The organism is Clostridioides sp. ZZV14-6154 (assembly GCF_020657785.1).
Lineage (GTDB): Bacteria > Bacillota > Clostridia > Peptostreptococcales > Peptostreptococcaceae > Clostridioides.
The window spans coordinates 144,166-170,880 of the sequence record NZ_JAGWCY010000006.1; the positions used below are offsets into that span (position 1 = coordinate 144,166).

Consider the following 26,715-nt stretch of genomic DNA (forward strand, 5'->3'; position numbering starts at 1 on the left):
ATACCTCTAGTTATTTTTTTACATTTCTAGTTACTTATTTTATTTCCTTTATTTCTTCTATTTCCTTTACTTTTTTTACTTCTTTTATAAGCAGTCTACAGCCCCTTAACATTTACTACTACCGCCTTAGGTCTAGTCATAGCCTCAATTGAATACTTAACGCCCTGAGTTCCCATACCAGATGCCTTCACACCTAAAAATGGGAAGTGGTCTGGTCCTCTCTCAGTCTTATTATTTATTTGAACAGTACCAACCTCAAGCTTATCAGCTATATAAAAAGCCTTATCAATATCACTTGTAAATACTGATGATTGAAGTCCATACTCTGATTGATTGGCAATTTCAATTGCTTCATTTATATCTTTAACTCTTATAATCGGAAGTACTGGTCCAAAAGGTTCCTCCCAAGCAATTTTCATATCAACACTTACATTATCTAACAATGTTGGATAGAATAAATTATTTTTTCTAACATTACCTGTTATTAATTTTGCACCTTTATGCAATGCATCATCAACTAATCCTTGAACAAAATCAGTTGATTTGTTATCTATAAGAGGCGTAATAACTACTTCATCCATTGGATTTCCAACTGTTAACTTCTCTACTAACGGTTTTATTTTTTCAACTAGTTTATCTGCCACACTCTCTTGAACCAAAATTCTCTTTACTGCTGTACATCTTTGACCTGAATATGAGTAAGCTCCAGCCACTATATTTTTGGCTGCAAAATCCAAGTCTGCATCTTCTAATACAATAGCAGCATCTTTTCCACCAAGTTCCAATAATAATGGTACCATTTTAGATATTTTGGATATATGTTGACCAACTTCAGTACTACCAGTGAAATTTATAAAGTTGATTCCTTTATGAGTTACAACATAATCCCCTATTTCGCTACCTCTACCTGTAATTGTGTTAAGTACACCATCTGGTATACCAGCCTTTCTCATAATTTCTACTAAATGAAGTGCACTAATAGCTCCTTGTGTAGCAGGCTTTAGGACAACTGCATTTCCACCAATAAGTGCTGGTGCAATCTTTGACATGGATAAATTTACAGGATAATTAAATGGAGATATAGCTAAGACAGTACCTAATGGAACTCTTGAAACATAAGACATCTTATTGCGTGTTCCTCCAGGGAAATTATCACCACTAATAGCTTCACCTTCCATATTCTTTCCTACATCTGCTGTATATCTTAAAAAATCTGCTGTTCTTTCAACTTCTGCTCTTGCAGATTTTATATCTTTAGCTATTTCAAGTACCAATATGTTAGCTATTTCATCCATATTCTCTATCAATAAGTCAGCTGCTTTATGAAATATATTAGCTCTCTTATATACAGGCATATCAGACCATACCTTCATACTTTCTTTTGTATTTTTAATAGCTTCATCTACTTCATGCTTTGTCATAGATTGTACTTTTCCAACAAGTGAATTATCTATTGGCGAGTAAATTTCTATTGGTTTTTTTGAATTGGATTCTACCCATTTTCCATTTATTAAATTTTTATATACATTTTCTTCTGTTCTAAGTTCATTAAACATATTTTTATTCCTCTCTGTGATATAACATTATGTATTTAAATTATAGCCATTTATTTGTTATGTAAACATTTCTTTTTTTCATAAACGTTTACCTCAAAAAAAAATTTATAATCAGTATTTTTTTTAATTTAAGTATCTTTGTAATTTATGTGATTTTATCTTAATATATCCCTGCAATTTAAATACTTCTCTCTTAAGGTATCCTAACTACTTTTGTTTACTACTTCTCTTTTTATCTATTCATTAAATTAGTTATCTTTATCAATTTATATATGATTTATTAACCTATTTAACTGAAAAACAATCTATAGTTTAATTTTTTAAATTAAAAATAACATAAATATAAATAGCTTTATACTTGACAAATTTATAAATGGACAATATCATATATGTATGACTAAAAAAACTTTTTAAGTCATACATAATACATGCTTATGGAAAGGATTGATAAATATGGCTAAAAGCTTTACAGAAGTTGAAAAAAACAATATAAGAGAAAGATTAATTTTAGAATGTGAAAACCACTGGTCTAGATATGGATATAAAAAAACTAATATTGACGAACTTTGTTCAAAAGCAGGAATTGCAAAAGGCTCTTTTTACACATTTTTTGATTCAAAAGAAAAGTTATTTTTTGAAGTATTAAATGGAATTCAAAATAGACTTATATCATCAATATACGAAATATTGAATAATATGCCTGCAAAAGAAGGATTTGTAGCATCTTTAAAGATGTTATATCGCTTATATGACAAAAACCCATTCTTATATTGTCCTAGAGATTCTGATTCTATTGCTTTTTTAAATAAATTACCTAAAGATATGGTTTCAACGCTTGAACATAACAATATACAAAGCTTCTACGATTTAATTGAAAAATATGATTTTAAACTAAAAATAGAGAAAGAAAAAGCCTTTGGTGTTTGTAATGCTCTATTATCAAGTCTACTGTTAAAAGAAGATATTGGATATAACTATTTTGAAGTATTTGATTTCATGATAGATAGTCTTGTAGATGACATGTTTGAATAATATGATGTGCTAATTTTGCTAGATTATATAAGTAAAATAAATGATTATGTAGAATAAGTAACTATAAAATTAAATAAACAAATAAATTGAATTACACAGCAAAATAGCAAATTTTGTTTTTCTGTTAAAATTGCTTTAAAATTCTTTTAGGAGGTCTCTATGATTGAACTAATACAAAAACTAAACGATGCTATATATAAAGTAAATGAAAAATTAAACATACATACAAAACTTGTAGACCCTGGTAGTGAACTTATGCCTTTTTACTCTATTCTATCTATAATATTTTCTATATTTTTGATAGTGTTAGGAATTAAGATAAAAAGAACATTTCCAATAGTAATTGGTGTTATAACAATTATTATAAATATTTTAATAATTTTAGATAGGTAGGTGTATATATGACAAAATCACTAAATACTTTCAACAGAAACTTCAACTTAATGGTATTAGGTCAAATAATTTCGCTGTTTGGTGCCTCAATACTTAAATTCGCTTTATCTCTATACATACTTGATATAACAGGAAAAGCAGGAATATTTGCCACAATACTTGCAGTATCTTCAATTCCAATTATAATATGTTCCCCTATTGGTGGAGCTATTGCAGATAAATTTAATAAAAGAAATTTAATGGTTATTTTTGATTTTTCAAGTAGTTTAACTGTTCTAGTCTTAACATTATTTTTATTTAACAATAAAGGTTCAATACTGCTTGTAGGTATTATCATGACCCTACTTTCAGTAATAAGTACGATGTATCAACCCACTGTTCAGTCGAGTACGCCTATCCTAGTTGATAGTAAAAATTTAATGAATGCAAATGGTATCGTAGCTGGAGTTGCATCTCTTACAAATATCGCTGGACCTGTGCTAGGTGGTGTTTTATATGGCATTCTTGGAATTAATGCTATTGTAATTATCAGTTGTATAAGCTTCTTTTTATCAGCGATTATGGAAATATTTATTCAGATGCCTTTTGTTAAACAAGAACAGTCTGGTAATATCATAAAATCTATCTTTAATGATATAAAAGATGGTGTTATCCACATATGTAAAGAAAATCCTACTCTATTGAAAATATTATTTATAGCAATGGCATTAAATCTCTTTTTAACTTCAATGCTAATTGTAGGTATCCCCTATATAATAAAAATAACAATGGGTGCTAATGATACCTTATATGGTACCGCACAGGGAGCAATATCATTTAGTTCGCTAGTAGCTGCTATAAGTGTTGGCATGTTCTCTAAACATCTAAAAATTAGTAATTTATATATATATCTTTGTGTATGTGCACTGATGTTTATTCCAATGGCATTTTCAGTATATCCATCTATATTAGAAACAGGGTTGGCAGTACCATTTTTATTTCTTGTAATATCCTCTATGTTAATATTTTTCATGACAACAATTATCTCAATATTTGCCATAACAATCACTCAATTAGAAACTCCAAATGAACTGTTAGGAAAAGTAATGGCAATACTTTTTGCAGGAACAGCAGCCGCAATGCCTCTTGGTCAGGTCATATATGGTAAACTTTTTGATTTATTATCAGATAGAGTTTACATTATTATCATAGGCGTTGGTGTAGTTACATTCTTTATAGCAATTATTTCAAAAGTAATGTTAAAAGACAAAAGTGCAAAGTACAACAAATAGAGATTTTATTATATATCTAATTGTATTTTTCATAAATAATATCAGTATAACATTTATATTCATAGATGCATTACTATGTTTAATTTTAGTATTAACTTTACAAAACATACAAAACTATATAACTGTAGCATAATATACGAATGTGTCATATACACTGATAAAATTTTAATTTTCACTAATTTCTGAATTTAAGCGCAAAATTATGTATTAGTGTGTTGACGTATTGGAAATTGATTGATATAATCAATTAAAAACAAGCTTTATAAAAATTCAAAATATTCAGCTAGAGGAGTGATAGTAATGAGTTACATGCCAAATTTAGAACAAGCATGGGAAATCTTAAAAAAATACAATAAGGAAGAATTTCATATAAGACATGCTCAAATTGTATCTGGTGTTATGAGATATTATGCAAAAGAATACGACCCTGAAAGAGTAGAATTTTGGGAAATCGTTGGACTTTTACATGACTTAGACTTTGAGATGTATCCTGAAGAACATTGTGTTAAGCAAAGAGAATTAATGACTGAACTTGATTTAGATAAGTCAATAATCGATTCTACTGTAAGTCATGGATATGGATTAACTGGCTCAGATGTTAAACCAGAGCAATTTATGGAAAAAGTTTTATTTGCTGTAGATGAGCTTACTGGATTAATTGGTGCTGCTGCAATAATGCGTCCTTCAAAAAGTGTATCTGATTTAGAATTAAAGTCTGTTAAAAAGAAATTCAAAGATAAGTCTTTTGCTGCTGGCTGTTCTAGAGACGTTATAAGAAGTGGTGCAGAAATGCTTGATTGGGAACTTGACAAACTTATACAAACAACTATAGAGGCTATGAGAAGCCTAATTCCAGAAATGGAAATATAGGCTATCATACATATAAAGTAAGTATAATAAAGCCAAATTAAAAATTCTTGATATATTAAATGTGTAGTCTTTTATAATACTACTATTATTTATACATTTTCAAGTTTTTTATAAATTTATTCTTAATAAAATAGAGTACCTACTATACTTTAAGTACTCTATTTTTAGTATGTGTCAATATTTATCTGTTCAAAATCTCCTTAAATCTTTTTAAATCTTTTTAAATCTTTTGGTGCTTCTGGTTGGCAATTATACCATGTGCAAGTAGTATTTGCAGATAAATAAAGTGTAATAACTGATAAAAATCCTAAACATTTCATCATAAGTAATGCAGTTTTTTTCATTTTTAATTCCCTCCATTTTTAAATTTTGCTAAAATTAACATAATATTTGACCAAAACATTGCAAATGATATATATAGTACATAGTCCATCATATTATTAAATTTAGCAATAATAATTATAATAACTAATAATATAGTTACTATCAACTTTGATATTTTGCCATATATTTTTTTCTCTTTTGAATTTAAAGGATTATTTCTGTGTTCTATTGGAGACAAAATAAATATACCTATATAGTTACAAATTGAAAACATTAATACAATAGCCTGAACATATTCAATGTGAATCATCATATTAGAAAGTAATATTGTAGTTAAAAACATACATAAAAATATCAATGTACAATTTCTATGATTTGATGCATGATATCCTCCTGCAAACTGTCTAAGTAAACAATAAGATGCTAAAAAAACTATTGTATGTATAAATTTATTGAAAATAAATCCAACAATCAATGTCAGTAAAAAGTTTATAAAAGATGCAATCATTACTTCAAACCCATATGCATAAACACTACACTCACTGTCCTCAATCAAATTATTATTTGTTAGAATATAAGCCATTTTTTCTGAGCAACTTTTAATCATAACTCTCTCTCCTAATTCTTTATGTTTATAAAGTAATTTTGTTCTAATATTAAACAAATAATTTTATATATACTCACTATACTACATAATCTACTTTATTTGCATTTTTAATTGGTATAGTAATCTTAACAATAAATTTTTTATCATCATATTCAATGACTACAGTTCCATCATATTTATTTACAGCATTTTTAATACTTTTTATACCAAGACCATGTTGAAATCTATCTTCTTTATCAGTTATAAAGTTATTATTTTTAACAATTATATTATTAATCTTTGTATTTTCAACTCTCATAAAATAAAAAGAATTTTTTACATCTCCTTTAAGAGTTATTTCTTTAGTTCCCATCTCAATTTTACTACATGCTTCAATAGCATTATCAAGTATATTTGAAAATATATGGCATATGTCTACTGAATCGATAAAATCACAATGAGAAAAATTTATATTTGTATTAAATTCTATACCCTTTTTTGTACAGAGTTCTTTTTTATCACTTAATATAGCATCTAGTATGATATTACCTGTATCAAAAGTAATGTTATTATCTTGAATTTCTAATTGTAAGTTATTTAGATATAAACTTACATCAAGATTTCTATCAAGCATAGCCTTAATACATAAAATATGATTTTTCATATCATGACTTAATAATCTAGTTTTTATATATTTCTTTTCCATCTTTTCATAATATAGATTTTGCATCTCTCCAATCTTTTTAATCATATTGTTTTCTAATATTAGCTTACTATCTTTTTGTAATTTTATAGTTATCAATATCAATGATATGTTAGATAAAAAAAGCACTGCTGATACAACTAAAATCTCATAACTATGAATTAAAATTCTTCTTGATGGATTAAACACATATTTAAAAATCACAAAAAAAGACACTATATTAGCACTTATTGGTATAATTGTAAATATTAATGTTCTTTTATTTATTTCTACATCTAATTTTTGTTTAAATGATTTATATATAAATAAAACTGAAAGCAAGATTATTTTTCCTAATGAGACAGATTCAATTCTATAGATATTTTCAGTTAATAATCTAGACATATCATCAATTGAGTTCATCCAAATAGTTAAAGTCATACTTAAAGCATCTATACCAATCAATAATAACCAGTACATCAAAGATATTAAAACAGCTTTTGTAAACTTTACTTTATATAAAACTTTATAAAATATAACCGTTATAGTTACAGATATTATTACTCTTACATCTGGAAGTATATTGAAAAAATAAAGTACATTTGCAAAAACAATTATTATCAACATACAAATATTTATTTTATATTCATAAAATTTGGGCTCACTAGTATAATCCAATATTTTTTTACATACAAACCACTCTATTATAAAAGATACTGCAATAAAAATATCCCAAAAAAGATTTGAATTTGTCATAATGCATCTCCTATTATATTGATTCTTCCTAAACGTTTTTTACATCATATTATAATTATTATACTATTTACTACAGTTGTAGTAAATAGTATATGAAAATTATATTAAATAAATCTAGTTTATATTAAATTATTTATACTACTATTTATTTTTTTCCTAATAATCCTTATTAAACTATTTATCCAATAAATAGTGAAGCTCTACTCAAATTATAATAAAATAAATTTTATCACACGAAATACATTGACAGGCGAGGTATATAAAAGTATTATATACTTAAACGGAGGTGATGTTTATGACAATCGCATCTGATATGATAAGAGGTCATACAGAAACAATTATCTTAAAGCATTTACTTGAAAAAGATAGCTATGGTTATGAGATTAATAAATCTATATTAGAAAAAACACAAGGCTTGTACGAGTTAAAAGAAGCAACTTTATACACAGCCTTTCGTAGACTTGAACAATCTGGTGCAATAACATCTTATTGGGGAGATGAAGCTACTGGTGCTAGAAGAAAATATTATTCTATAACAAGCGAAGGTAGAGAAAAATATAAAAAAAGCCGTGAAGAATGGGATAATACAAAATTGTTAATAGACACATTAATTTAGGAGGTGAAAATATGTTAGATAAAATACATGATTATATTGAACAAAGCTTTACAGAAGTTAAAGAAACAAGAAAGGTCAAAGAACTTAAAGATGAACTATTCGAAAATCTAAAAGAAAAATACAACGACCAAGTACAAAATGGTAAATCAAAGCAAGAAGCATATAATTCAGTAATATCTGGGATTGGAGATTTATCTGAATTAATTGAAAGTGTTAAAGAGCCATATTTTATGCCTTCTGAATTAATTGAAGAAAGAAAGAAAAGAGCTTTGAGAGTATCAATAGCAATTGCTCTTTTTATAATAAGCCCATTTTTAACTGCGGTTTTAATTGTAAACATTGGTATCCAACCAACTCTGGCTAGTCTTCCAATGTTTATATTAATAGCAGTTGGAACAGGTCTACTAGTCTACAATGGAATGACAAAACAAAACTATAGTCCATCTGATGATACTATGGTAGAAGAATTCAAAGAATGGAGAGTAAAAACTAAAAGTACAAATCTTGCTTATAAATCATTTATGAGTGCATATTGGATGATAATAGTTGGCATCTTTTTAATTGTTAACATATGTTTTGATGCTTGGAGCTTTTCATGGATAATATTCATAATAGGTGCTGCTGGAATTCATATAGCCGAAGGGGTACTACAATTAAAAGACGCGGAGGATGATGATAAATATGAATAAAAAATTTTTAAAAATAAAAATTATTGTTTGGAGTATTGTAGCTATAGTATTTTCTATAATATTTATTGTTTTCCTTACAAATACTATAATTTCGTCTGAATATGATGTCAAAGATTTGATTAAAGATTCAGTTAAAAATGAAAGTTTTTTATCCTCTAATAAAAATTATGATAAGTATCTAACCGTTAAAAGCGAGAGTTTTTCAAACAAAATAAATAATATTAATGTTGACTGGACTTCAGGTGAAGTTAGAGTTTTAAAGAGTGATTCTAATAAAATTAAATTAATTCAAAAAGCTCCTTCTAATTTTTCAAAGAAAAAGATTGCAAAAATAAAGGTTGATGGCAATACTCTTTCTATCATTGATAATTCTGCAAAAAAATTCTTCATTGGAATTGGACTTCCAAAATCAACAGTACTTGAACTATATTTACCTGGAAAATTATATAACAATATAAATGTATCTACTACTTCAGCAGATATATATAGTACTTATCTTAAAAGTAACATGACGGATATTGAATCAGTTTCAGGTAATATAGAAATGTCTGGTAAGATTGACAAAATTACTTTGGAGACAACTAGTAGCAATATCAACATAAAAAAACTTGATAGTAAAAGTGTTATTTGTAATTCAGTCTCTGGTAAAATTCAGCTTTCTGGTAAAACTGACGATTTGAAGATAAATACAACAAGCGGAGATATAGATTTAAAAAATATGGACAACAAGAATCTTATATGCGAATCAACTTCTGGTAAAGTTAATATAGAAGGTAGATTTTCTAATATTAAATCTGAGGCAACTAGTGGGGATATAAAAATTAATTCAAGTGAAATGTTATCTTCTTTCAAATGTGATACTATTTCTGGTGATATTGATTTGTATATTCCTGAAAATTCAGGATTTACTTTAGATTTTAGTAAGGTCTCTGGTAATTTAAATAGTAGCTTTAAATTACTTCAGGATGGCGATTCATATATTTATAAAAATGGGACTGCAAAGATGTATGTAGATACTACAGGTGCCAATTTAAATATTAGAAAAAACAACTAACAAAAAATAGCTATATTAAAGCGTTATATAAATTACATAAAGATAAATATATATTAAAAAGTTATATAAATTACATGAAGATAAATCTTTATATCTTACAAACAAAAATTAGAGGCACATTATCATAAAAAATATGACTAAATGTGCCTCTAATTATACTTATTTATTCATAAGATACTTATCTATCCAAAAAATACTTAGCTATACACAAGTTAATATTTTATATATCAATTAACTTTATTTTATATATTAGTTTTGGATAATACTTTCTCTTGATTCAATTTCTTTTGAGATACTAGCTATAAACTCATCTAATTTAATGCTACCTATTTCACCTTTATCTCTTGATCTTACAGAAACATTATTTTCAGCTACTTCTTTTTCACCTACTACTAACATATAAGGAACTTTTTCAAGTTGAGCTTCTCTTATTTTAAATCCAATTTTTTCAGCTCTATCATCTAGTTCAACTCTTATGCCTTTATCAAATAATACTTTTTTAACTTCATTAGCATAATCCATAAACTTATCAGATATAGGAAGTATCTTAACTTGAGTTGGAGATAACCAAACTGGGAATTTACCAGCATAATGCTCAATTAATATACCTATGAATCTCTCTATACTACCAAAAGCAACTCTATGAATCATAACTGGTCTATGTTTTTCACCATCTTGTCCAATGTAAGTATTATCAAATTGTCTTGGAAGTTGCATATCTAATTGGATAGTACCACATTGCCAAGTTCTTCCTAAACAGTCTCTTAAATGGAAGTCTATCTTAGGGCCATAGAATGCTCCATCACCTTCATTTATAGTATATGGTAGACCTAACTCTTCTAAAGCTTCTCTTAATCCATTTTCAGCTGCTTCCCACTCTTCTTCGCTTCCCATAGAATTTTCTGGTCTTGTAGATAATTCTAGATTGTATTCAAATCCAAAAGTCTTGTAAATACCATCTATTAGATTAGCTACACCTTTTATCTCATCTTTAATTTGTTCTGGTAACATGAATATATGTGAATCATCTTGAGTAAATGCTCTAACTCTCATTAACCCTTGTAATGCCCCAGATAACTCATGTCTATGAACTCTACCAAGCTCTGCAACTCTCATTGGGAAATCTCTATATGAGTGTAATTGAGAATTGTAGTAAATTAATCCACCAGGACAGTTCATAGGTTTTATAGCATAATCCTCATCATCTATTTTAACTGTATACATATTCTCTTTGTAATGATACCAGTGACCTGAAGTCTCCCATAATTTTCTGTTTAATATAATTGGAGATTCTATTTCAATATATCCAGCTTTTCTGTGTATTTCTCTCCAGAATTTTAATAATTCATTTTTAAGTTCCATTCCTTTTGGTAAGAACATAGGGAATCCAGGACCTTCATCAGGTATCATAAATAAACCTAATTCTTTACCTAATTTTCTATGGTCTCTCTTTTTAGCTTCTTCTAATAAATGTAGGTACTCTTCTAAATCTTTATTTTTTTCAAAAGAAGTTCCATAAATTCTTTGAAGCATTTTATTTTTTTCGTCACCACGCCAGTATGCACCTGCTACACTTTGTAATTTAACAGCTTTAACCTTTTTAGTAGATGGTAAATGTGGTCCTCTACATAAATCAGTAAAATCACCTTGTTTGTAGAAAGATATTATTTCACTTTCAGGTAAATCAGATATAAGTTCTACCTTGTAATCTTCTCCTTGTTCTTTCATAAGCTCTAAAGCTTCATTTCTAGGAAGTTCAAATCTTTCTATCTTTAAATCTTCTTTAGCTATTTTTTTCATTTCAGCTTCTATTTTTTCCAAGTCTTCTGGAACTAATCTATGTTCTAAATCTATATCATAGTAGAATCCATTCTCTATACTTGGCCCTATAGCAAGTTTTGCTTCTGGGTAAAGTCTCTTTATAGCTTGAGCTAACATATGTGCTGATGTATGTCTAAAAACGTCTTTTCCTTCTTTATCCTCAAATTTAAATAAGTTTAAATCACAATCACTATCTATCATGTGGTCCAGACCTACAACCTCTCCGTTCACAGACGCTGCTACCACATTTCTAGCTAATCCTTCACTAATGGATTTAGCCACATCCATAACAGAAAGAGCATTTTCAAATTCTTTTATTGAACCATCTTTTAAAGCAACTTTAATCATTGTTTTTTCCTCCTTATTGAGATAATTTTTAAATTTTTTGTAATAAAAAATCGCCCCAAAAATATTTGGGACGATATTAATTCGCGGTTCCACCCAAGTTGGCGTATACAAATATATACAACCCTCTTGATGACTATAAGGTCGTCACCCGAGCACTTTCACAAATTGTATAAAACAAACACTGCTAATAAGCTCAGCTCCAAGGTAGTTTTCAAATAGACCTATTACATGGGTTTTCAGCCATAGACCCAGACTCTCTGTGAATGGTTTCCACTTTACTCTTCCTCTTCAACACTATAATTTTTGATATATTTTCATTATAACAGATAGTCATACATCAATCAACATTAATGTAATATATTAATTACCCATTATTTTTCATTTCAATCAATTGTAAACTAATATTCTTATATTTTGTATTAGTTTAATCTTTTGATTTATAGTGACATTATAATATTTTCACTAATTTTAAATTTTTAAAACGTATCTACATGCATGATAGATATAACTAGATAAATATAGTCACTAATCCTTGAACTATACCTATTAAGAAACCTAATACAAGGCCTAAGATTTCTATGTGTTTTAATTCATTTTTAGCTATTCTTATAATTATTTCTTCTAGTTCATATAAATCTAGTTCATTAATCTTATCTTCGACCATTTTTTGTATATCTATACGCTCATTTGCTTTATTTATTATATTTTTGCTTAATTCATCTATACTTTGTTTCACTTCAGATTCAATTATATCTCCTAAATAGTCCTGAATCATGTTCTTTATACTGCTTGGTATAAATGAAACTTTCTCATGTATGATAATTTTTACCCTTGCTTTTATGTATCTTACAACTTCTTCCTTATCTTCGTCAGTAATGATATTTGCAAGTATTTCGTCCATTGAAAGAAATTCGTTTTGAATTATTTCACCTACATTTGCTGCTATTTCTGCTCTTCTCTTTGGTATAAGACCTACTATCTCTATATTTAAAACAGGTATCTTAATAGGTACTATTGGTCTAAATATCAGTCTTATAGCAACTACATTTGTGACATAACCTATAAATCCACCAATAACAGCTAATATTAGTATCCTAATTAAATTATCCATTATAAAACTTCTCCTTATCAATTGTATATTTGTTAGCTATATTTTATCTTTAATAACTCTAGTTATATCATAGCTTTATATACAATTATAAGTCTTTCGTGTCGATTTCAAAAGAATTTTTTTGATTTCTAATTTTTATTTTTACTATTTTAGTTATATTTTACTCTCTTTTAACTTCGATTCACCTTTAATTTGAATATATTTTTATTTTTAGCTTTCTTTTCAACTCTTAAATTATATCTTTCAATTCTAATTTTCCATAATTATACTAACTTTATTTTCAAAAATTGCTTCTACTGTATCTATGATTTCCTTTGAGCAATTGTTATTTAATAAATCTAATATTTCTATCTTCTTAGGACATAGAGTCAATAAGGTACTTATTAAAAAGTCCTCATAATTTAAATTTTCTCTTATGACCATATTTATAATTTCTTCATCATCTATACTATCTATTTTATTTCCATTTTTATCGTATAAAATAAATGTATTATCTTCCATTATATGAACTTTAAGCAAATCTATCTTTTCTTCTTGAGTATCTATAAAATATTTTAAAACTCTTATAAACTCATCTTGGTCTCTTTTTATTAAATACTCTTCAACTGCAATATCACCTATAGCAGAAATATATTTCATAAATTCTCTCATTCTAAATCGAATAAAACCTTCCACATTTATAAAATCATTTTCCTCTATATAGTTCCTAACCCTTGTAAATACTGTTTCTCTCATAAAAATCTCTTTTTTAGCAAATATGTTCAGTGAATATATGTATATATTATTTTTATCTTCAGGATATGTACGCCCATAGTATTTTAGAATGTATTCTTTTAAAAGTTTCTCTTTCATTATACTTATTATCATACTAGTTATTTCTGTAGATATTTCATCAATATTTAGAGCTCTTTGTTCAGTTTTAGTACCATTAAGTATTTTCTTATTTAACACTTCTTGCTTTGCAGAATCAATTACGACTTCTACAATGTCATTTGTATATATTAATCTATCGTTTACGTTATTATTCCTCAAAAATTTCATAGAAGAAATATTATCCTTCTCAACCAAAGTTATCGCTCCTTTCTTGTCATGAGAGGAACTATAGAACCTATATCGAGTAAATTTTCACTACTAAGTGTAACTATCTCCTTGTTTTTACTTTCTATAAAACTTTTTATACGTTCATAGTCAGGATGTTTTTTAACATCTCCACAAAAAGCTAGCTTATCCTTAGAAATTAACCCTGTACATCCACCTATAAATCCATAATTCATCTCAAATAAATTTATATGACCTTTTTCTATTAATAAACACTCTATTTCTGTATTCTTCATGCTTTTCCAAATACCTTTATCTGATGTTATTATAGATGTTCTATCTACTATACAGATTGAGCATTTAGAATAGCCCTGCTCTATATTTATCTTTTTAAGTTTATTATTTTCAATATAATCTAATATTACTCTATCAGTGTACTTAAAATTGTGTATGGCATAATCACCAACTATAGCAATATTGTAAGGTATATCATAAGGATATTTATTTGATAAATTAGCTTCTCCCTTAATTATATTAAATTTATGTTTACTTAATAACTCTTTGTATTGATTATATACATTCGGCGCAACAATTATATCTCCTTTTCCTAAATTACAAATACATATATCTGGGTGATATTTTATACTTTCATATAATTCTTTACATTCTATTGTTTTTATTATCTCTATATTTCTTAATTTTAATTCATTTTCCATTAGATAACTAATTCTTTTGTCCACCAAAGCTAGACATAAATCGTCATCTAGTATAAATGGCTCTCTTGTAAATTCCATTTTTTACTCCTTTTTATTTTTTTTGATAAATTTCTTATTTGAATATAAATAAAGTGTGCAGTAGATTTTTTCTACTTACACACTTATTATTGGACTTTTATGTAATTAATCTAAATTAATTTATTTATTTTTTTATAAATTCTTATAAAAACTCTACTTTATCATCTAATTGATTTTAATTTAGCTATATCATTCCAATTGCTTGCTGTTACTATTTCAATTTTATTTAAGTCTCTTTTTATCTCTTGTGTGTCTCCCTTAACAGATACAACATGTTTTTCTGTATATTCTAATTCTATCTTTGTGTCTTTTAAATCTTTTTTAATTTCTACTAGATTATTTTCTATCTTATATAATCTAGAGTCTATTCCATTAAATCTAGCATCCATTTTATCTAGTCTTATGTCCACTTCATCAAATCTAGCATCTACTTTATCTAATCTTATGTCCACTTCGTCAAATCTAGCATCCATTTTATCCAGTCTTATGTCCACTTCATCAAATCTGGCATCCATTTTATCCAGTCTTATGTCCACTTCATCAAATCTAGCATCTACTTTATCTAATCTTATGTCCACTTCATCAAATCTAGCATCCATTTTATCTAGTCTTATGTCCACTTCATCAAATCTAGCATCCATTTTATCCAGTCTTATGCCCACTTCGTCAAATCTAGCATCCATTTTATCCAGTCTTATGCCCACTTCGTCAAATCTAGCATCCATCTTATCTAATCTGTCGTTAATACTGTTTTGCATTTTATCCAGAAATTGCAAAATTTTACCTTCCATATGTATCAACTCCTCTACAGATAATTATAACATTTCACATAAATATTATACATATCTTCAGCAATAATTAGTATGTATCTTTCACCTTATTGTACTCTTTTTTTACATATTCCAAAACATCTGGTGGTATGTTTCTACTGCTATTTGGAGTAAGTCCAATTTCTCCATCTTTTATCTTAAACTCCATGACTTTACTTCCCTTAAAACCATCTTTTACAACATTCTGTATCAATTCATAAACAGGCTGTTCTATATCCTTTACAATTGAACTTATTACATTATCTGGAGCCATCTCATATTGGTCTTTATTAATAGCTATAACTTTACCACCATTTTCTCTAGCTACCTGAATAGCTCTTTTCCCATCATCTTCTGTGGCTGAAAATACAACATCTCTATCAGAATCTCTCATTTCTTTTGCAATAGTTCTAGCTGACTCAGGATTTTCAAATACATTTGCATACTTTACCAATAAATCAGCATTTTTATTTGAAGTTTTAAGCCCTTTTCTAAATCCAGATTCATATTTATCTCTACTAGAGCCTTCAACTCCTCCTATAAATCCTACTTTACCAGTGTCAGTCATTTTTCCTGCAATAAGACCTGCCAGATATCCAGTAGAATTATCTTGAAATGATACAGAAATTACATTAGCTGGTTGAACCTTATAATTATAATCAACTATCGCAAATTGCTGTTTTGGATATTTTGTAGCAGCTTGTTTAATTGGTTCTGCAAATCTAGCTCCAACTGCTATTATCAAGTCTGGTTCATATTTATATAATTTTTCTATGCTATTTGCAAAGTCATTAGAAGTCTTTGGTCTTTCAATCTTCTCTCTAATATCAAAATCCTCATCAGCTGTTTTTAAAGCTGACAGTACATGATTATTATACGATTCATTCCCTAAGCTTTGAGTATCTAACAATACTCCAACAGTTTTTCGTACATAAGAATCATCTTCCAATTCATCTTCATTATTGCTACTTGTACTATTTGACTTATCTTTATCGGACGAAGTTGACACATTTTTAGATTCACTTTGTTTAGACTTATTATTATTTATATTAGAATTATTATTTACTCTATTAAATCCAAAATCAAAATTACAGATAACTAGTATAAAAACTGTAAAGACCACGACAAAACAAAACATCAATATCCTTTTTATTTTCACAAAACTCACTCCCTGATATAGAACATGAAGTCTCTATAGATTATTTATTGTTCTTATTTACATATTCTAACACATCAGGAGGAATATTTTGAGAACTATTTTGAGCAAGTCCAGTACTTCCAGACTTCATTGTATTTTCTATAACTTTACCACCCTTATATTCTCCTTTTACAAAGCTTTGTATTAAGTCATAAGTAGGTTTTTCAAAGTCTTTTACAATAGAACTTATAACATTTTCTGGGGCTAACTCATGCTGATCTTTATTAATTGCTATCACTTTTTTATTCTTTGCTCTAACTGCATTTATTACACTCTTTGAATCATCCTCAGTATTAGAAAAAATAATATCTACTCCGCTATCCATCATTTTTTTAGCGACAGATTCAGCAGATTTACTATCCTTAAAAATATCTACATACTCAACTGAAACATCTTTTATATTGCTATTAGAAAATTTAACACCTTCTTTAAATCCAGATTCAAATTTGTTTCTACTGGACCCCTCTACACCACCTATAAAACCAACCTTATCAGTTTCTGTCATCTTTCCAGCAACTAATCCAGCCAAATATCCAGTCTTATTATCCTCAAAAGAAATTGAAGTTATATTAGATGGTTGTTTGTCATACTCATAATCTACAATGGCAAACTGTTGCTTTGGGTATTTCTTGGCTATCTTTTCTAGAGGCTTTGCAAATCTAGAACCAACAGCTATAATCAAGTCAGTATTATCATTACATAAAATATCTATGCTATTAGAAAAAGTTGATGAATCATCTGATTCCACTTTATTTGTATCTATGTTAAGATTTTTTTGTGCAGTATTTAAAGCTAACAAAGCTGAATTATTCATAACTTCATTGTTTGACCCTTCAATATCTAATATCATAGATACAGATTTTTTTGAATTTTCTTTATCATTTAGCTTATTTTTATTATCTTGATTAGAACCAGAACTATTACTTGAATTACTGCTACATCCAACTAATATTCCAGTACTCATTGCCAAAGTTAACATTAATACCAACAATTTTTTTAAACGCATCAAAATTCACTCCTTATATTTTTGTGATATTTTTACATCCTATTTACTAATTTGCTATACCTCATTTGCAAGTATTTCTTTAATTTTTTCAATAAACTTACCATAAAAAAGTGTGTAATAGATTTTTATCTATTTACACACTTCCCTAAAAGCTCAACTTAATATATCAACACTTAATTATATCTAAAACAAATCATATCTAGTGTATCAATGTTTAACATATCTTATCATAATTTAATAAAAAAATAAATAATCCCAATATAAAAAATTGTTATTTATTTTTTATACATATAATTCCAGTTACACCAGGACCAGCATGTGCACCTATACACACACCAATTTGGAAAAATTTAATTTCCTTAGGTCTCAGTTCATCCTCCATAACTCTAGATAATTGTTCTTTTTCCTTAATGTCATCGCTATATCCTATATATACAACTTGGTCTGATAAATCATCCCCACAATTCGATTTTATCAAGTCTATCATCTTAGAAATTACATTCTTCTTACCTCTTACTTGAGATAATTGTGAGACTAACCCACCTTTTATTTCAAGAATAGGTTTTATATTTAATATACTTCCTATTGCCGCCTTAGTAGATGATATTCTTCCTCCCTTTTGTAAATACTCCAATGTATCCACGGAAAATATGACAAAAGCTTTTTCTTTTAATTCATCTAAAACAGGTAATATTTCATTAATAGATTTTCCTTCACTTGCAAGCTCTCCTGCTTTTATTACAAGCAGACCAGTTCCCATACAAAGTAAGTTAGAATCATATGTATATATTTCACCTTCTACATCATTCTTCGCCATTACAGCACTTTGATATGTTCCTGTAGCTGTAGCCGAACCAGCTATATAAAGTATTGCTCTACCTTCACTCGTGTATTTCTCAAAAACTTTCTTAAATTGGGCATAAGTAGCTTGAGAAGTTTTTGGATATGCATTTTCTTCTCTAAGCTTTTTATAAAATTCATCTCCAGATATATCAATCCTATCCTTGTATTCTTTTTCTTCTAATATAACTGTTAATGAAACAATATCTATATCATATTTATCTAACAAATCTTTTGGCACGTCCGATAAACTGTCACAGATTATCTTTAGATTTTTCATTAAGTATGCTCCTTTCTAATTTAGGATTATTTAAACTACCTCATATTAGGGTATCCTATTTGTCTTAAAGCCTCATATACTACTATAGCGACTGAATTTGATAAATTTAACGACCTAGCTTTTTCAACATCTAACATAGGTACTCTAATACAAGTATCCATATTTGCTTTCAACAAAGGCTCTGGTAATCCCTTTGTTTCTTTACCAAATACTATAAAACAATTTTCTTCATATTTTACATCTGAATGTGATTGTTTAGCCTTTGTTGTAGAAAAAAAGTATTTACTGTTTGGATATTTTTCTTGTAATTCTTCAAAGCTATCGTAATATTGTATATCAGCTATATCCCAATAGTCAAGACCACATCTTTTCAAGTGCTTATCATCCAATGAAAAACCTAATGGTTTTACTAAGTGCAAAGTTGAACCTGTTGCCGCACAAGTTCTTATTATATTTCCTGTATTTTGAGGTATTTCTGGTTCTACTAATACTATATTTAATGACATTTTTATCCTCCTAAATATCGTTCTTGTTTACTAAACTTTATTTTATAAATAGAATAACAATAATATTATACTATTATATATAATAATTTTAATAATAATTTTTATTTTATTATACATAATAGTTTTCTATCTAACATTTTCATAAGTATTATTATATCAGAAAATCACTCTTGTACAACTTACTTTGGAAAAGTTATTTCATTTCTTTAAGTTCTTGATAATAATTACAATTATCTTTTATTGGACAGTTTTCACACTCTGGATTTCTAGCTTTACACATTCTTCTTCCATGAAAAATCAATACATGATGTGAGTGTGACCATCTTTCTTTTGGTATAGCTTCCATAAGTGCAAATTCTGTCTTTTCAGGGTTTGGCTCGTCCACTATTCCAATTCTATTGCTAACTCTAAATACATGAGTATCTACTGCTATTGCTGGATGATTAAAAGCATTACTAAGAACAACGCCTGCTGTCTTTCTTCCAACGCCAGGAAGTTTTACAAGCTTTTCTAAAGTATCTGGTACCTCACCATTATATAATTCACACAACTGTTCAGATGTATCTTTTATTTTTTGAGCCTTACTTTTATAAAGACCACAACTTTTTATCTCTTTACTAATTTCTTCAATACTTAAATCTGCAAAATCTCTTGCTGTATTGTACTTCTTAAATAACTCTGATGTAACTTTATTTACTCTTACATCAGTACATTGAGCTGATAATATAGTTGCTATTAAAAGTTCAAAGGCTGTCCCATAATTTAGTTCACATGTAGCATCTGGATACAATTTTTCTAATTCATCTAAAATTTTATTTACATCTTTTTCATTTATCGATTCTTTCTTATCTACAGATTTACTCTTAGCTTTCTTATTACTCACTTTTTGTGTATTTTTACTAGACTTATTATCTTTTAATTTTCTATCTTTTTCACTTTTTTGAGCATCTTTTTTGCTAACTTTGACACTTTTTTTATTATCCTTAATATCTACAAAATTTTCTATATCTTTTTCATCAATTATTCCATCTACTTCTTTTTGAGTTTCAATTTTATTTACATCATTCTTAGTTACATCTTTCTTATTTATATCTTTCTTATTTACATTTTTCATAATTATCCCCCTTAAAATACCAATTTATAAAACACTATTTATATATAGTTTAATCATATCAACAAAAAATAAACATCAACATACAAAACAAAACTTACTCTACAGATATTTCACAAAAAAAGCAAAAACTTATTAAAGTTCCTGCTTTTTATTATACATATAAATACCCATTAAATTCTATTATAAACTTATTCTTTTGACTCAATTTGTATCTTACTAAAAGATAGTAGTTTTTCTTTGACCAATTTTTTTATTTCTTCAAATTTAACATCTGTCAATATCTCTATAGCTTCTTCCACTCTTTCAACTGTATATATTTTAAATTTTCCATCTTTTATAGCATCATTAACTTCATCTGATAAAACAAGATTTCTCTGATTTTTCTTAGGAATTATTACACCCTGTTCATTGTTTAAACCTTTAGTTTTACATATAGAATAAAATCCTTCTACTTTTTCACTTATTCCACCAACTACTTGTATATCTCCCTTTTGATTTATAGAGCCTGTAACCGCAATATTTTGCTTAATTGGTACACCACTAAGAGATGATAACAATACATATAACTCCGCAGAAGATGCACTATCTCCATCTATACCTCCATAATTTTGCTCAAAACAAATATACGCATTTAATGACATCAATAAATTCTGTGCAAAGTTTTCAGAAAGATAGCCCCCTAATATAAGCACTCCTTTATTATGTATTGAGCCACTCATATTTACTTCTCTTTCTATATTTACTATACCATTACTTCCTGGACTAGTAGTGGCTGTAATTCTTGAAGCCCTACCAAAAGAATATTCTCCTGTACTTAAAACTGATAGCCCATTTATTACTCCAACTTTTTTTCCTTCTGTTTCTATTAGAGTAAAACCATTTTCAATTGATTCATCCATGTGTGTTTCTACTCTATTAATACGCTTTTTCTTTTCACTTATTGCTTTTTTAATATCATCTCGCTCTGTATAATTGGAACTTCTAAATTCTGCATATGCACTTCCTTCTATTACAACTTCCATTATTTTATTAAACTTAGTTGATAGCTTCTCTAAATCACCAGACAATTTAGTACTAAACTTAACAACTTCGTCAACTGCATCTTTCGTAAAATGTTTTAAGCCATTTTTATTACATTGATATGCTATAAATCTAGCTATTCCATCTTCATTATTTTCATTCTTATCCATTTCGCTATCAAAATCTACAAATATTTTAAAATATTTTCCAAAATCTTCTTCATATCTATATAAAATATCATATATATAATGACTTCCAATCAGTATCACTTTGACATCTAATGGCATATTTTCTGGTTTAATTGCTGTCTGTGTTTCTAAAATTACTTTTTTTGTTTGCAATGTCTTTTTAAGAATTTCCCAAGACATAGTATATTTTAATAACTGGTCTGCATAAAGCACCAAATATCCGCCATTAGCTCTATGAAATGCTCCTGATAATAGTTTTGTAAAATCAGTCTTTATATTTCCATTTGCATAATCATATTCTGCTTTTCCAAATAGGTTTGATGGGCTTGGATTTATCTCCACTATGACAGGTGCTGATTCCTTATTTTTTGAACCTCCATTATCTACAAATAAATTAATTTTATATTTTATAAAGTGTTCTTTATCATACTTATCTTTCAATTCTTCTTCATCTAAATAAAATAAATACATGTATTCTATGATATCTTTTTTTATATTTTCCAGATAAAGTTGAATTTTTTCATAACATTCATATTTTTCACATAACGATTTAATATGAGGTTCTACTACAAGCTTAGCTATCTCTTCTTCAAGCTCTAATACAGCCTTTTCAGCTTTTTCTTCCAAGTTTCTAATTTTATACACAACTTGTATTGCCATGTTTTCGAGTTCTCTTTTAGCCTTATAAAACTCTTCATCTGATATATCACTTTCTTCTTCATCTTCCTTCAAAGGTATGAAAACTATTCCCATTTTACTTTGTTTTAGTTTAAATCCTTTTTCTTCTCCATATTTTTTAATCTGCTTTAGTAACATATCTTTTTCTATTTCATATTCATCCAAAAGTTTATTTTTCTCTATTTCAAAATCTTCACTTTCAAATGCATTTTTAAAATCTTCTAAAAGACTTTCAACTAACTTTTCCATGTCTTTCTTAAGTTCTCTTCCAAACCCTTTTTCTAATTCAACTATCATAGGCTCTCTAGGGTTTTCAAAATTATATATATAGCACCAATCTTTATGTGTACTTTTTTTAGATGCATATTCATTTAAAACCTTTAAGGCATAAGTACTTTTACCTGTTCCAGATTCCCCAGCTAGGTATATGTTATAGGCTGGATTATTTATCTTTAAACCTAACTCCATAGCTTCTACTGCTCTTTCTTGACCCAATATACTATCTAGTGGACTTATTTCAGATGTATTATTATATTTCAATACTCCCCCACCTCCCCATATTTAACTTTAATGATATAATATGACTTTTACACCATAAGTGTTAAAGTAAATACACATTAAAGTATATGAAATAGACTCTTATTATTAGTCATCATACTTATCTAAAATTATTTCCATATTTCTCTTTATTATATTTTTACCCCTCCAGCTAAAAGCTCTATCTCCGTATCTCCTCTTAAATTCTTTATTTGATATATTTTGTATCTCATCATAATCCAAATAATCTATTATATCTTCCTTAAATTCCAAGATGTGAGTTGTTGGTATTTCAATATTATGCGGACATACTTCCTGACAAATATCGCATCCAAATATCTTTTTACTTTTCTTTAAAACATACTTTTCTTCCTCTGTCAAATCTCCCTTTTTTTGAGTTATATATGATAAACATTTTTTAGGATTCATATCATAATTTCCCAATATAGCATTTCCCGGACAATATTTTACACATTTTCCACATTTAAAACAGCTTTTTTCTAGTGGTTTATCTTCTTCAAACTTATAATTATTTACTATATATCCAATAAATATATAAGAACCATATTCATCAGTTATAATATTATTATTTATTCCAAAATATCCAATACCCGATAAATAAGCTAAATATCTGTCAACTAATGGTCCATTATCAGCAAATACCTTATATTTAAAACCTTCTACATTTTTGGAAATATAATCACAAATTTGTTGTAAAAAATCTTTTACTACAATATGATAGTCTTTTCCATGACAATATTTTGATAAATTTGAATTTTTATTCTTTTCTTGTCTATTTATATGGTATGGAAAAGCGCACACTATTATGGAGTTAGCATCTTCCATTATATTTCTAGGATTAATTCTATTTTCAATTATAGGTTCTTCCATACCTGTTAAATAGTCTTTTTTCTGTCTATCTTCAAGTATATCTCTTAGATTTTCATACTTATCTACTCCAGCTATTCCTACACACTTTAATCCTATAAGATTACAAAATTCTTTTACTCTGTTATTATCCATAAAATTATTCCTTCTCAACTTAAATTCTAAAATTACAATTATGCTACTTCTGTTTCTTTGTTTAGACATAACAACATTTGTATAGTCTAAAAATATATAGTCTAAATAGTCTAATTTTTTAAATTTACATATTTATATAATTTATTTTCTATATAATTTGACTTTTATGTACTGTTGTCTTAGTATAATTTAATATTTATCTATTTTAAATTTTCAGCTATTTTGCTCTTATAACACTACTTATTTTTCACTATCTATATTTTGTTATTCATAAAAGCACAACAAATAAGAATTTGCTTTTAAACCATCCACAGATTATAATAAATACTGTATAAGGATGGTGAATAAATTGATTAAAATAACAATACCAGGTAGACCCATTAGTAAATCTAATTTTAAACTTCATAATATAAATGGTCAAGCATGGATGCCTTCAAAGGGAAAATATTCTAAGTATTTAGCATATGAGAACATGATTGCAGGTTTTATAAATCAACAGTATCAAGGAGAAACTGTTGAAGAAAATTTAATAACAGTGTTAAAATTATTCTTCCCTAATAAGAGAATGGGCGATTTACATAACTATCCAAAGAGCATTTGTGATGGTATTGAAAAAAGTGGAATAATAAAAAATGATAAGCAGCTTAAGCCAGTACTTTTATTTGATTTTATAGATAAGGATAACCCTAGAGTTGAAATTGAACTTTATCCAATATCTAAATATGATATATCTTATAATATTTTTGAAAAATAAAAATCTGTATGTGATGATAAAATTATACTTATACAAAAACAATATTTATATAATAATTAGTACTTGTATAAATACTGGACTTGCATAAATTAAATATCTGCATGACAGTTGTACTAAAAAAATAATTTATATATAATGATAATACTTACAAAAAAAGAAATCGGTGTAAATTTATTACACCGATTTCGAGACTGTAAATTAATTTGTGCTTTTAAAGATAATTTTCACTTTATAGCAACAATTGTTTATTTACTATTAATGTTTCCCAATATATGAATTTTATTTTAATAAATTGTAAAATATATATATTTGGATATTCTTAAATATTTTTGGAAACCATATCTATTATGGCAAATTTTTAGAATATGATTAAATCATTGCCACAAAGAAGCTTTTTATTAATCTTGAAGTACAAATTATTTTACATTACCCATTTTTAAAAAAATAAATTATTTTAGGAGTTATAAGTAGATTTGTGTAAAAACAAATTTCCCTATAGCTCCTCTTTTAATTATAACCCAACTTTCGTATCAACTTTACATTCTTTTATTAATATATTTATTATAGTATTCTTCAAAATTTTCAATCACAATATTTTTGCTTCCTTTGTGCTTACCTTTCTGTTTTGCTATTATTATACATTCCACTTTACGTTCCAGTAGATTAGTTCTTTCAAACTCATTTATAGCCCCAATCATAGTCATCAGTAATTTACAATTTAATAGCAGAAAAATATTCTGTTTCATACAATTAAGTTAGAAGATAGACTCTTAAATATAAAGAAAAAGGTATAGATGGATTAGAAAATAGAAGAGGTAAAGCAAAAAAGAAGATGCATTAACTCAATTAGATGAGATAAAGCTGGAATTGAAAATTGTAAAAGCAGAAAACACAAATTATAACTGAAAAATGAATTCTTAAAGAAGTTAAAAAAATAAAAAGATGGTGGTAATTACACTTCCCAGAATGAAGATAAACATAAAGTGATTCAATATTTATTCAATGAAAAAAAAGCTTCGCTTATCCAATTATGTGAAATTGCTAAAGTAAATCGTTCTGGATACTATAAATGGCTAAATCTAGATAAAAGTAATTTAGAACTTGAAAACATTAAATTAACAACATTGATAACTAAGATATATGAAGAGAAAAATGTTGTCTTTGGTTCATTAAAGATGACTCTACAGTTAAATATAGAGTATAAACTTATGTGAGTCACAAAAGAGTATACAGACTAATAAGAGCACAGGCTTAAGATCTATTTATAGAAAAAATAAATTTATTTATGTTAAATGTATACCAGAAATTATTGCTGAAAATGTATTAAGTAGAAAATTTAGTGCAGATAAAACCTGTCAAAAATGGTTAACAGATGTAACTGAATTTAAATTAACTAATGGGACTAAGGCTTATTTAAATGCGATTTTGGATTTAGATGATAGAAGTATATTTTCATATGTTATTCGAAACTTTTGATAAAACAATAGAAGTCTATCCATGTGAAAAACCTATCTTTTATAGTAATAGAGGTTACCAGTATACTAGTAAGGTATTTAAATCAAAGCTTTTAACACAAGTCATGGTACAAAGTATGTCAAGAGTTAGTCGTTGCATTGATAAGTCTCCTATGGCATGTTTTGGGGAGATTTTAAAGATGGAAAGGTATTATTTGCAAAAGTTTGATACATATTAACAATTAGTTAAAGCTACAGATGACTATATATATTACTATAATAGTTTTAGATATCAAATGTTCAGAATAAATATTTAAATTTGATTTTTAAATATGCCATAGAATTTAGGGCTACTGGTTTAGTTGAT

27 protein-coding genes and 1 other annotated feature are annotated in these 26,715 nt (G+C 27.2%); of the genes, 10 read left to right on the plus strand and 17 right to left on the minus strand.

The features are described from left to right. Positions 1 to 95: 95 nt before the first annotated feature. Positions 96 to 1,556, minus strand: a complete 1,461-nt coding sequence (locus tag KGF45_RS13650; RefSeq protein WP_227828808.1) for an NADP-dependent glyceraldehyde-3-phosphate dehydrogenase — start codon at positions 1,554 to 1,556, stop codon at positions 96 to 98. Between the two features lie 453 nt (positions 1,557 to 2,009). On the opposite strand from KGF45_RS13650, the gene KGF45_RS13655 reads away from it, so the two are divergent. From KGF45_RS13655 to KGF45_RS13670, 4 genes are all read left to right on the plus strand, one after another. Continuing rightward, positions 2,010 to 2,588, plus strand: a complete 579-nt coding sequence (locus KGF45_RS13655; protein WP_227828809.1) for a TetR/AcrR family transcriptional regulator — start codon at positions 2,010 to 2,012, stop codon at positions 2,586 to 2,588. A 159-nt stretch (positions 2,589 to 2,747) separates the two neighbouring features. Next, positions 2,748 to 2,981 carry a hypothetical protein gene (locus tag KGF45_RS13660; RefSeq protein WP_227828810.1) on the plus strand — a complete coding sequence of 78 codons (234 nt, stop codon included), beginning with the start codon at positions 2,748 to 2,750 and terminating at the stop codon, positions 2,979 to 2,981. Positions 2,982 to 2,989: 8 nt separating this feature from the next. Continuing rightward, positions 2,990 to 4,252: an MFS transporter gene (locus KGF45_RS13665; RefSeq protein WP_227842741.1), complete on the plus strand. Its 1,263-nt coding sequence runs from the start codon at positions 2,990 to 2,992 to the stop codon at positions 4,250 to 4,252. A gap of 300 nt (positions 4,253 to 4,552) precedes the next feature. Then, positions 4,553 to 5,122 (plus strand): hydrolase, encoded by a 570-nt coding sequence (locus KGF45_RS13670; protein WP_227433591.1) that lies wholly within the window; start codon positions 4,553 to 4,555, stop codon positions 5,120 to 5,122. Between the two features lie 200 nt (positions 5,123 to 5,322). Here KGF45_RS13670 and KGF45_RS13675 read toward each other — a convergent pair whose 3' ends face one another. From KGF45_RS13675 to KGF45_RS13685, 3 genes are all read right to left on the minus strand, one after another. Further along, a complete protein-coding gene (locus tag KGF45_RS13675; protein WP_227842742.1) occupies positions 5,323 to 5,466 on the minus strand; it encodes a cyclic lactone autoinducer peptide in 144 nt (47 codons plus the stop codon). A 2-nt stretch (positions 5,467 to 5,468) separates the two neighbouring features. Continuing rightward, positions 5,469 to 6,053 carry an accessory gene regulator B family protein gene (locus KGF45_RS13680; protein ID WP_227842743.1) on the minus strand — a complete coding sequence of 195 codons (585 nt, stop codon included), beginning with the start codon at positions 6,051 to 6,053 and terminating at the stop codon, positions 5,469 to 5,471. Positions 6,054 to 6,129: 76 nt separating this feature from the next. Further along, positions 6,130 to 7,470: a sensor histidine kinase gene (locus KGF45_RS13685; protein ID WP_227842744.1), complete on the minus strand. Its 1,341-nt coding sequence runs from the start codon at positions 7,468 to 7,470 to the stop codon at positions 6,130 to 6,132. A gap of 295 nt (positions 7,471 to 7,765) precedes the next feature. Between KGF45_RS13685 and KGF45_RS13690 the strand changes: the two genes are divergently transcribed. From KGF45_RS13690 to KGF45_RS13700, 3 genes are read left to right on the plus strand one after another with little or no spacing between them, the layout of a single operon-like run. After that, complete coding sequence (locus tag KGF45_RS13690) at positions 7,766 to 8,086, plus strand: PadR family transcriptional regulator (RefSeq protein WP_227830303.1); 321 nt, start codon at positions 7,766 to 7,768, stop codon at positions 8,084 to 8,086. A gap of 11 nt (positions 8,087 to 8,097) precedes the next feature. Next, entirely contained in the window at positions 8,098 to 8,775 is a 678-nt protein-coding gene (locus KGF45_RS13695) for a TMEM198/TM7SF3 family protein (protein WP_227830304.1), read from the plus strand. Continuing rightward, complete coding sequence (locus KGF45_RS13700) at positions 8,768 to 9,829, plus strand: DUF4097 family beta strand repeat-containing protein (protein ID WP_227830305.1); 1,062 nt, start codon at positions 8,768 to 8,770, stop codon at positions 9,827 to 9,829. The genes KGF45_RS13695 and KGF45_RS13700 overlap by 8 nt, the downstream gene beginning before the upstream one ends. A gap of 249 nt (positions 9,830 to 10,078) precedes the next feature. On the opposite strand, the gene thrS is transcribed toward KGF45_RS13700, so the two are convergent. The 12 genes from thrS to queG form a co-directional block, all read right to left on the minus strand. After that, positions 10,079 to 11,998 carry a threonine--tRNA ligase gene (thrS, locus tag KGF45_RS13705; protein WP_227830306.1) on the minus strand — a complete coding sequence of 640 codons (1,920 nt, stop codon included), beginning with the start codon at positions 11,996 to 11,998 and terminating at the stop codon, positions 10,079 to 10,081. Positions 11,999 to 12,061: 63 nt separating this feature from the next. Next, positions 12,062 to 12,299 (minus strand) — a binding site (T-box leader). Between the two features lie 207 nt (positions 12,300 to 12,506). Continuing rightward, the gene (locus KGF45_RS13710; RefSeq protein WP_227830307.1) at positions 12,507 to 13,109 is read right to left on the minus strand and encodes a DUF445 domain-containing protein; all 603 of its coding nucleotides are present in this window, start codon (positions 13,107 to 13,109) and stop codon (positions 12,507 to 12,509) included. Positions 13,110 to 13,358: 249 nt separating this feature from the next. Then, positions 13,359 to 14,177: a putative sporulation protein YtxC gene (locus KGF45_RS13715; RefSeq protein WP_227842745.1), complete on the minus strand. Its 819-nt coding sequence runs from the start codon at positions 14,175 to 14,177 to the stop codon at positions 13,359 to 13,361. Between the two features lie 2 nt (positions 14,178 to 14,179). Further along, positions 14,180 to 14,941: a DUF6873 family GME fold protein gene (locus KGF45_RS13720; protein WP_227830309.1), complete on the minus strand. Its 762-nt coding sequence runs from the start codon at positions 14,939 to 14,941 to the stop codon at positions 14,180 to 14,182. Positions 14,942 to 15,102: 161 nt separating this feature from the next. Next, entirely contained in the window at positions 15,103 to 15,732 is a 630-nt protein-coding gene (locus KGF45_RS13725; protein WP_227830310.1) for a hypothetical protein, read from the minus strand. Positions 15,733 to 15,799: 67 nt separating this feature from the next. Further along, positions 15,800 to 16,909: a BMP family ABC transporter substrate-binding protein gene (locus KGF45_RS13730; RefSeq protein WP_227830311.1), complete on the minus strand. Its 1,110-nt coding sequence runs from the start codon at positions 16,907 to 16,909 to the stop codon at positions 15,800 to 15,802. Between the two features lie 40 nt (positions 16,910 to 16,949). After that, positions 16,950 to 17,954: a BMP family ABC transporter substrate-binding protein gene (locus tag KGF45_RS13735; RefSeq protein WP_227842746.1), complete on the minus strand. Its 1,005-nt coding sequence runs from the start codon at positions 17,952 to 17,954 to the stop codon at positions 16,950 to 16,952. 271 nt (positions 17,955 to 18,225) lie between these two features. Then, a complete protein-coding gene (locus KGF45_RS13740; protein ID WP_227840916.1) occupies positions 18,226 to 19,074 on the minus strand; it encodes a DegV family protein in 849 nt (282 codons plus the stop codon). Positions 19,075 to 19,109: 35 nt separating this feature from the next. Continuing rightward, entirely contained in the window at positions 19,110 to 19,580 is a 471-nt protein-coding gene (trmL, locus tag KGF45_RS13745) for a tRNA (uridine(34)/cytosine(34)/5-carboxymethylaminomethyluridine(34)-2'-O)-methyltransferase TrmL (RefSeq protein WP_003429657.1), read from the minus strand. A gap of 193 nt (positions 19,581 to 19,773) precedes the next feature. Then, entirely contained in the window at positions 19,774 to 20,694 is a 921-nt protein-coding gene (gene nth / locus KGF45_RS13750) for an endonuclease III (RefSeq protein WP_227842747.1), read from the minus strand. Positions 20,695 to 20,882: 188 nt separating this feature from the next. Next, the gene (locus KGF45_RS13755) at positions 20,883 to 23,120 is read right to left on the minus strand and encodes a Lon protease family protein (protein WP_227830315.1); all 2,238 of its coding nucleotides are present in this window, start codon (positions 23,118 to 23,120) and stop codon (positions 20,883 to 20,885) included. A gap of 105 nt (positions 23,121 to 23,225) precedes the next feature. Further along, complete coding sequence (gene queG / locus KGF45_RS13760; protein ID WP_227842748.1) at positions 23,226 to 24,140, minus strand: tRNA epoxyqueuosine(34) reductase QueG; 915 nt, start codon at positions 24,138 to 24,140, stop codon at positions 23,226 to 23,228. Positions 24,141 to 24,489: 349 nt separating this feature from the next. Here queG and KGF45_RS13765 point away from each other — a divergent pair, with 349 nt between their 5' ends. Beyond that, entirely contained in the window at positions 24,490 to 24,894 is a 405-nt protein-coding gene (locus KGF45_RS13765) for a RusA family crossover junction endodeoxyribonuclease (protein ID WP_227433607.1), read from the plus strand. 536 nt (positions 24,895 to 25,430) lie between these two features. Here KGF45_RS13765 and KGF45_RS13770 read toward each other — a convergent pair. Continuing rightward, a complete protein-coding gene (locus tag KGF45_RS13770) occupies positions 25,431 to 25,598 on the minus strand; it encodes a recombinase family protein (protein WP_227830317.1) in 168 nt (55 codons plus the stop codon). A 279-nt stretch (positions 25,599 to 25,877) separates the two neighbouring features. On the opposite strand from KGF45_RS13770, the gene KGF45_RS13775 reads away from it, so the two are divergent. Continuing rightward, positions 25,878 to 26,108, plus strand: coding sequence for a hypothetical protein (locus KGF45_RS13775; protein WP_227842749.1), 231 nt, complete (start codon positions 25,878 to 25,880; stop codon positions 26,106 to 26,108). 221 nt (positions 26,109 to 26,329) lie between these two features. Continuing rightward, the gene (locus tag KGF45_RS13780) at positions 26,330 to 26,587 is read left to right on the plus strand and encodes a hypothetical protein (protein ID WP_227830319.1); all 258 of its coding nucleotides are present in this window, start codon (positions 26,330 to 26,332) and stop codon (positions 26,585 to 26,587) included. Positions 26,588 to 26,715 lie beyond the last annotated feature (128 nt).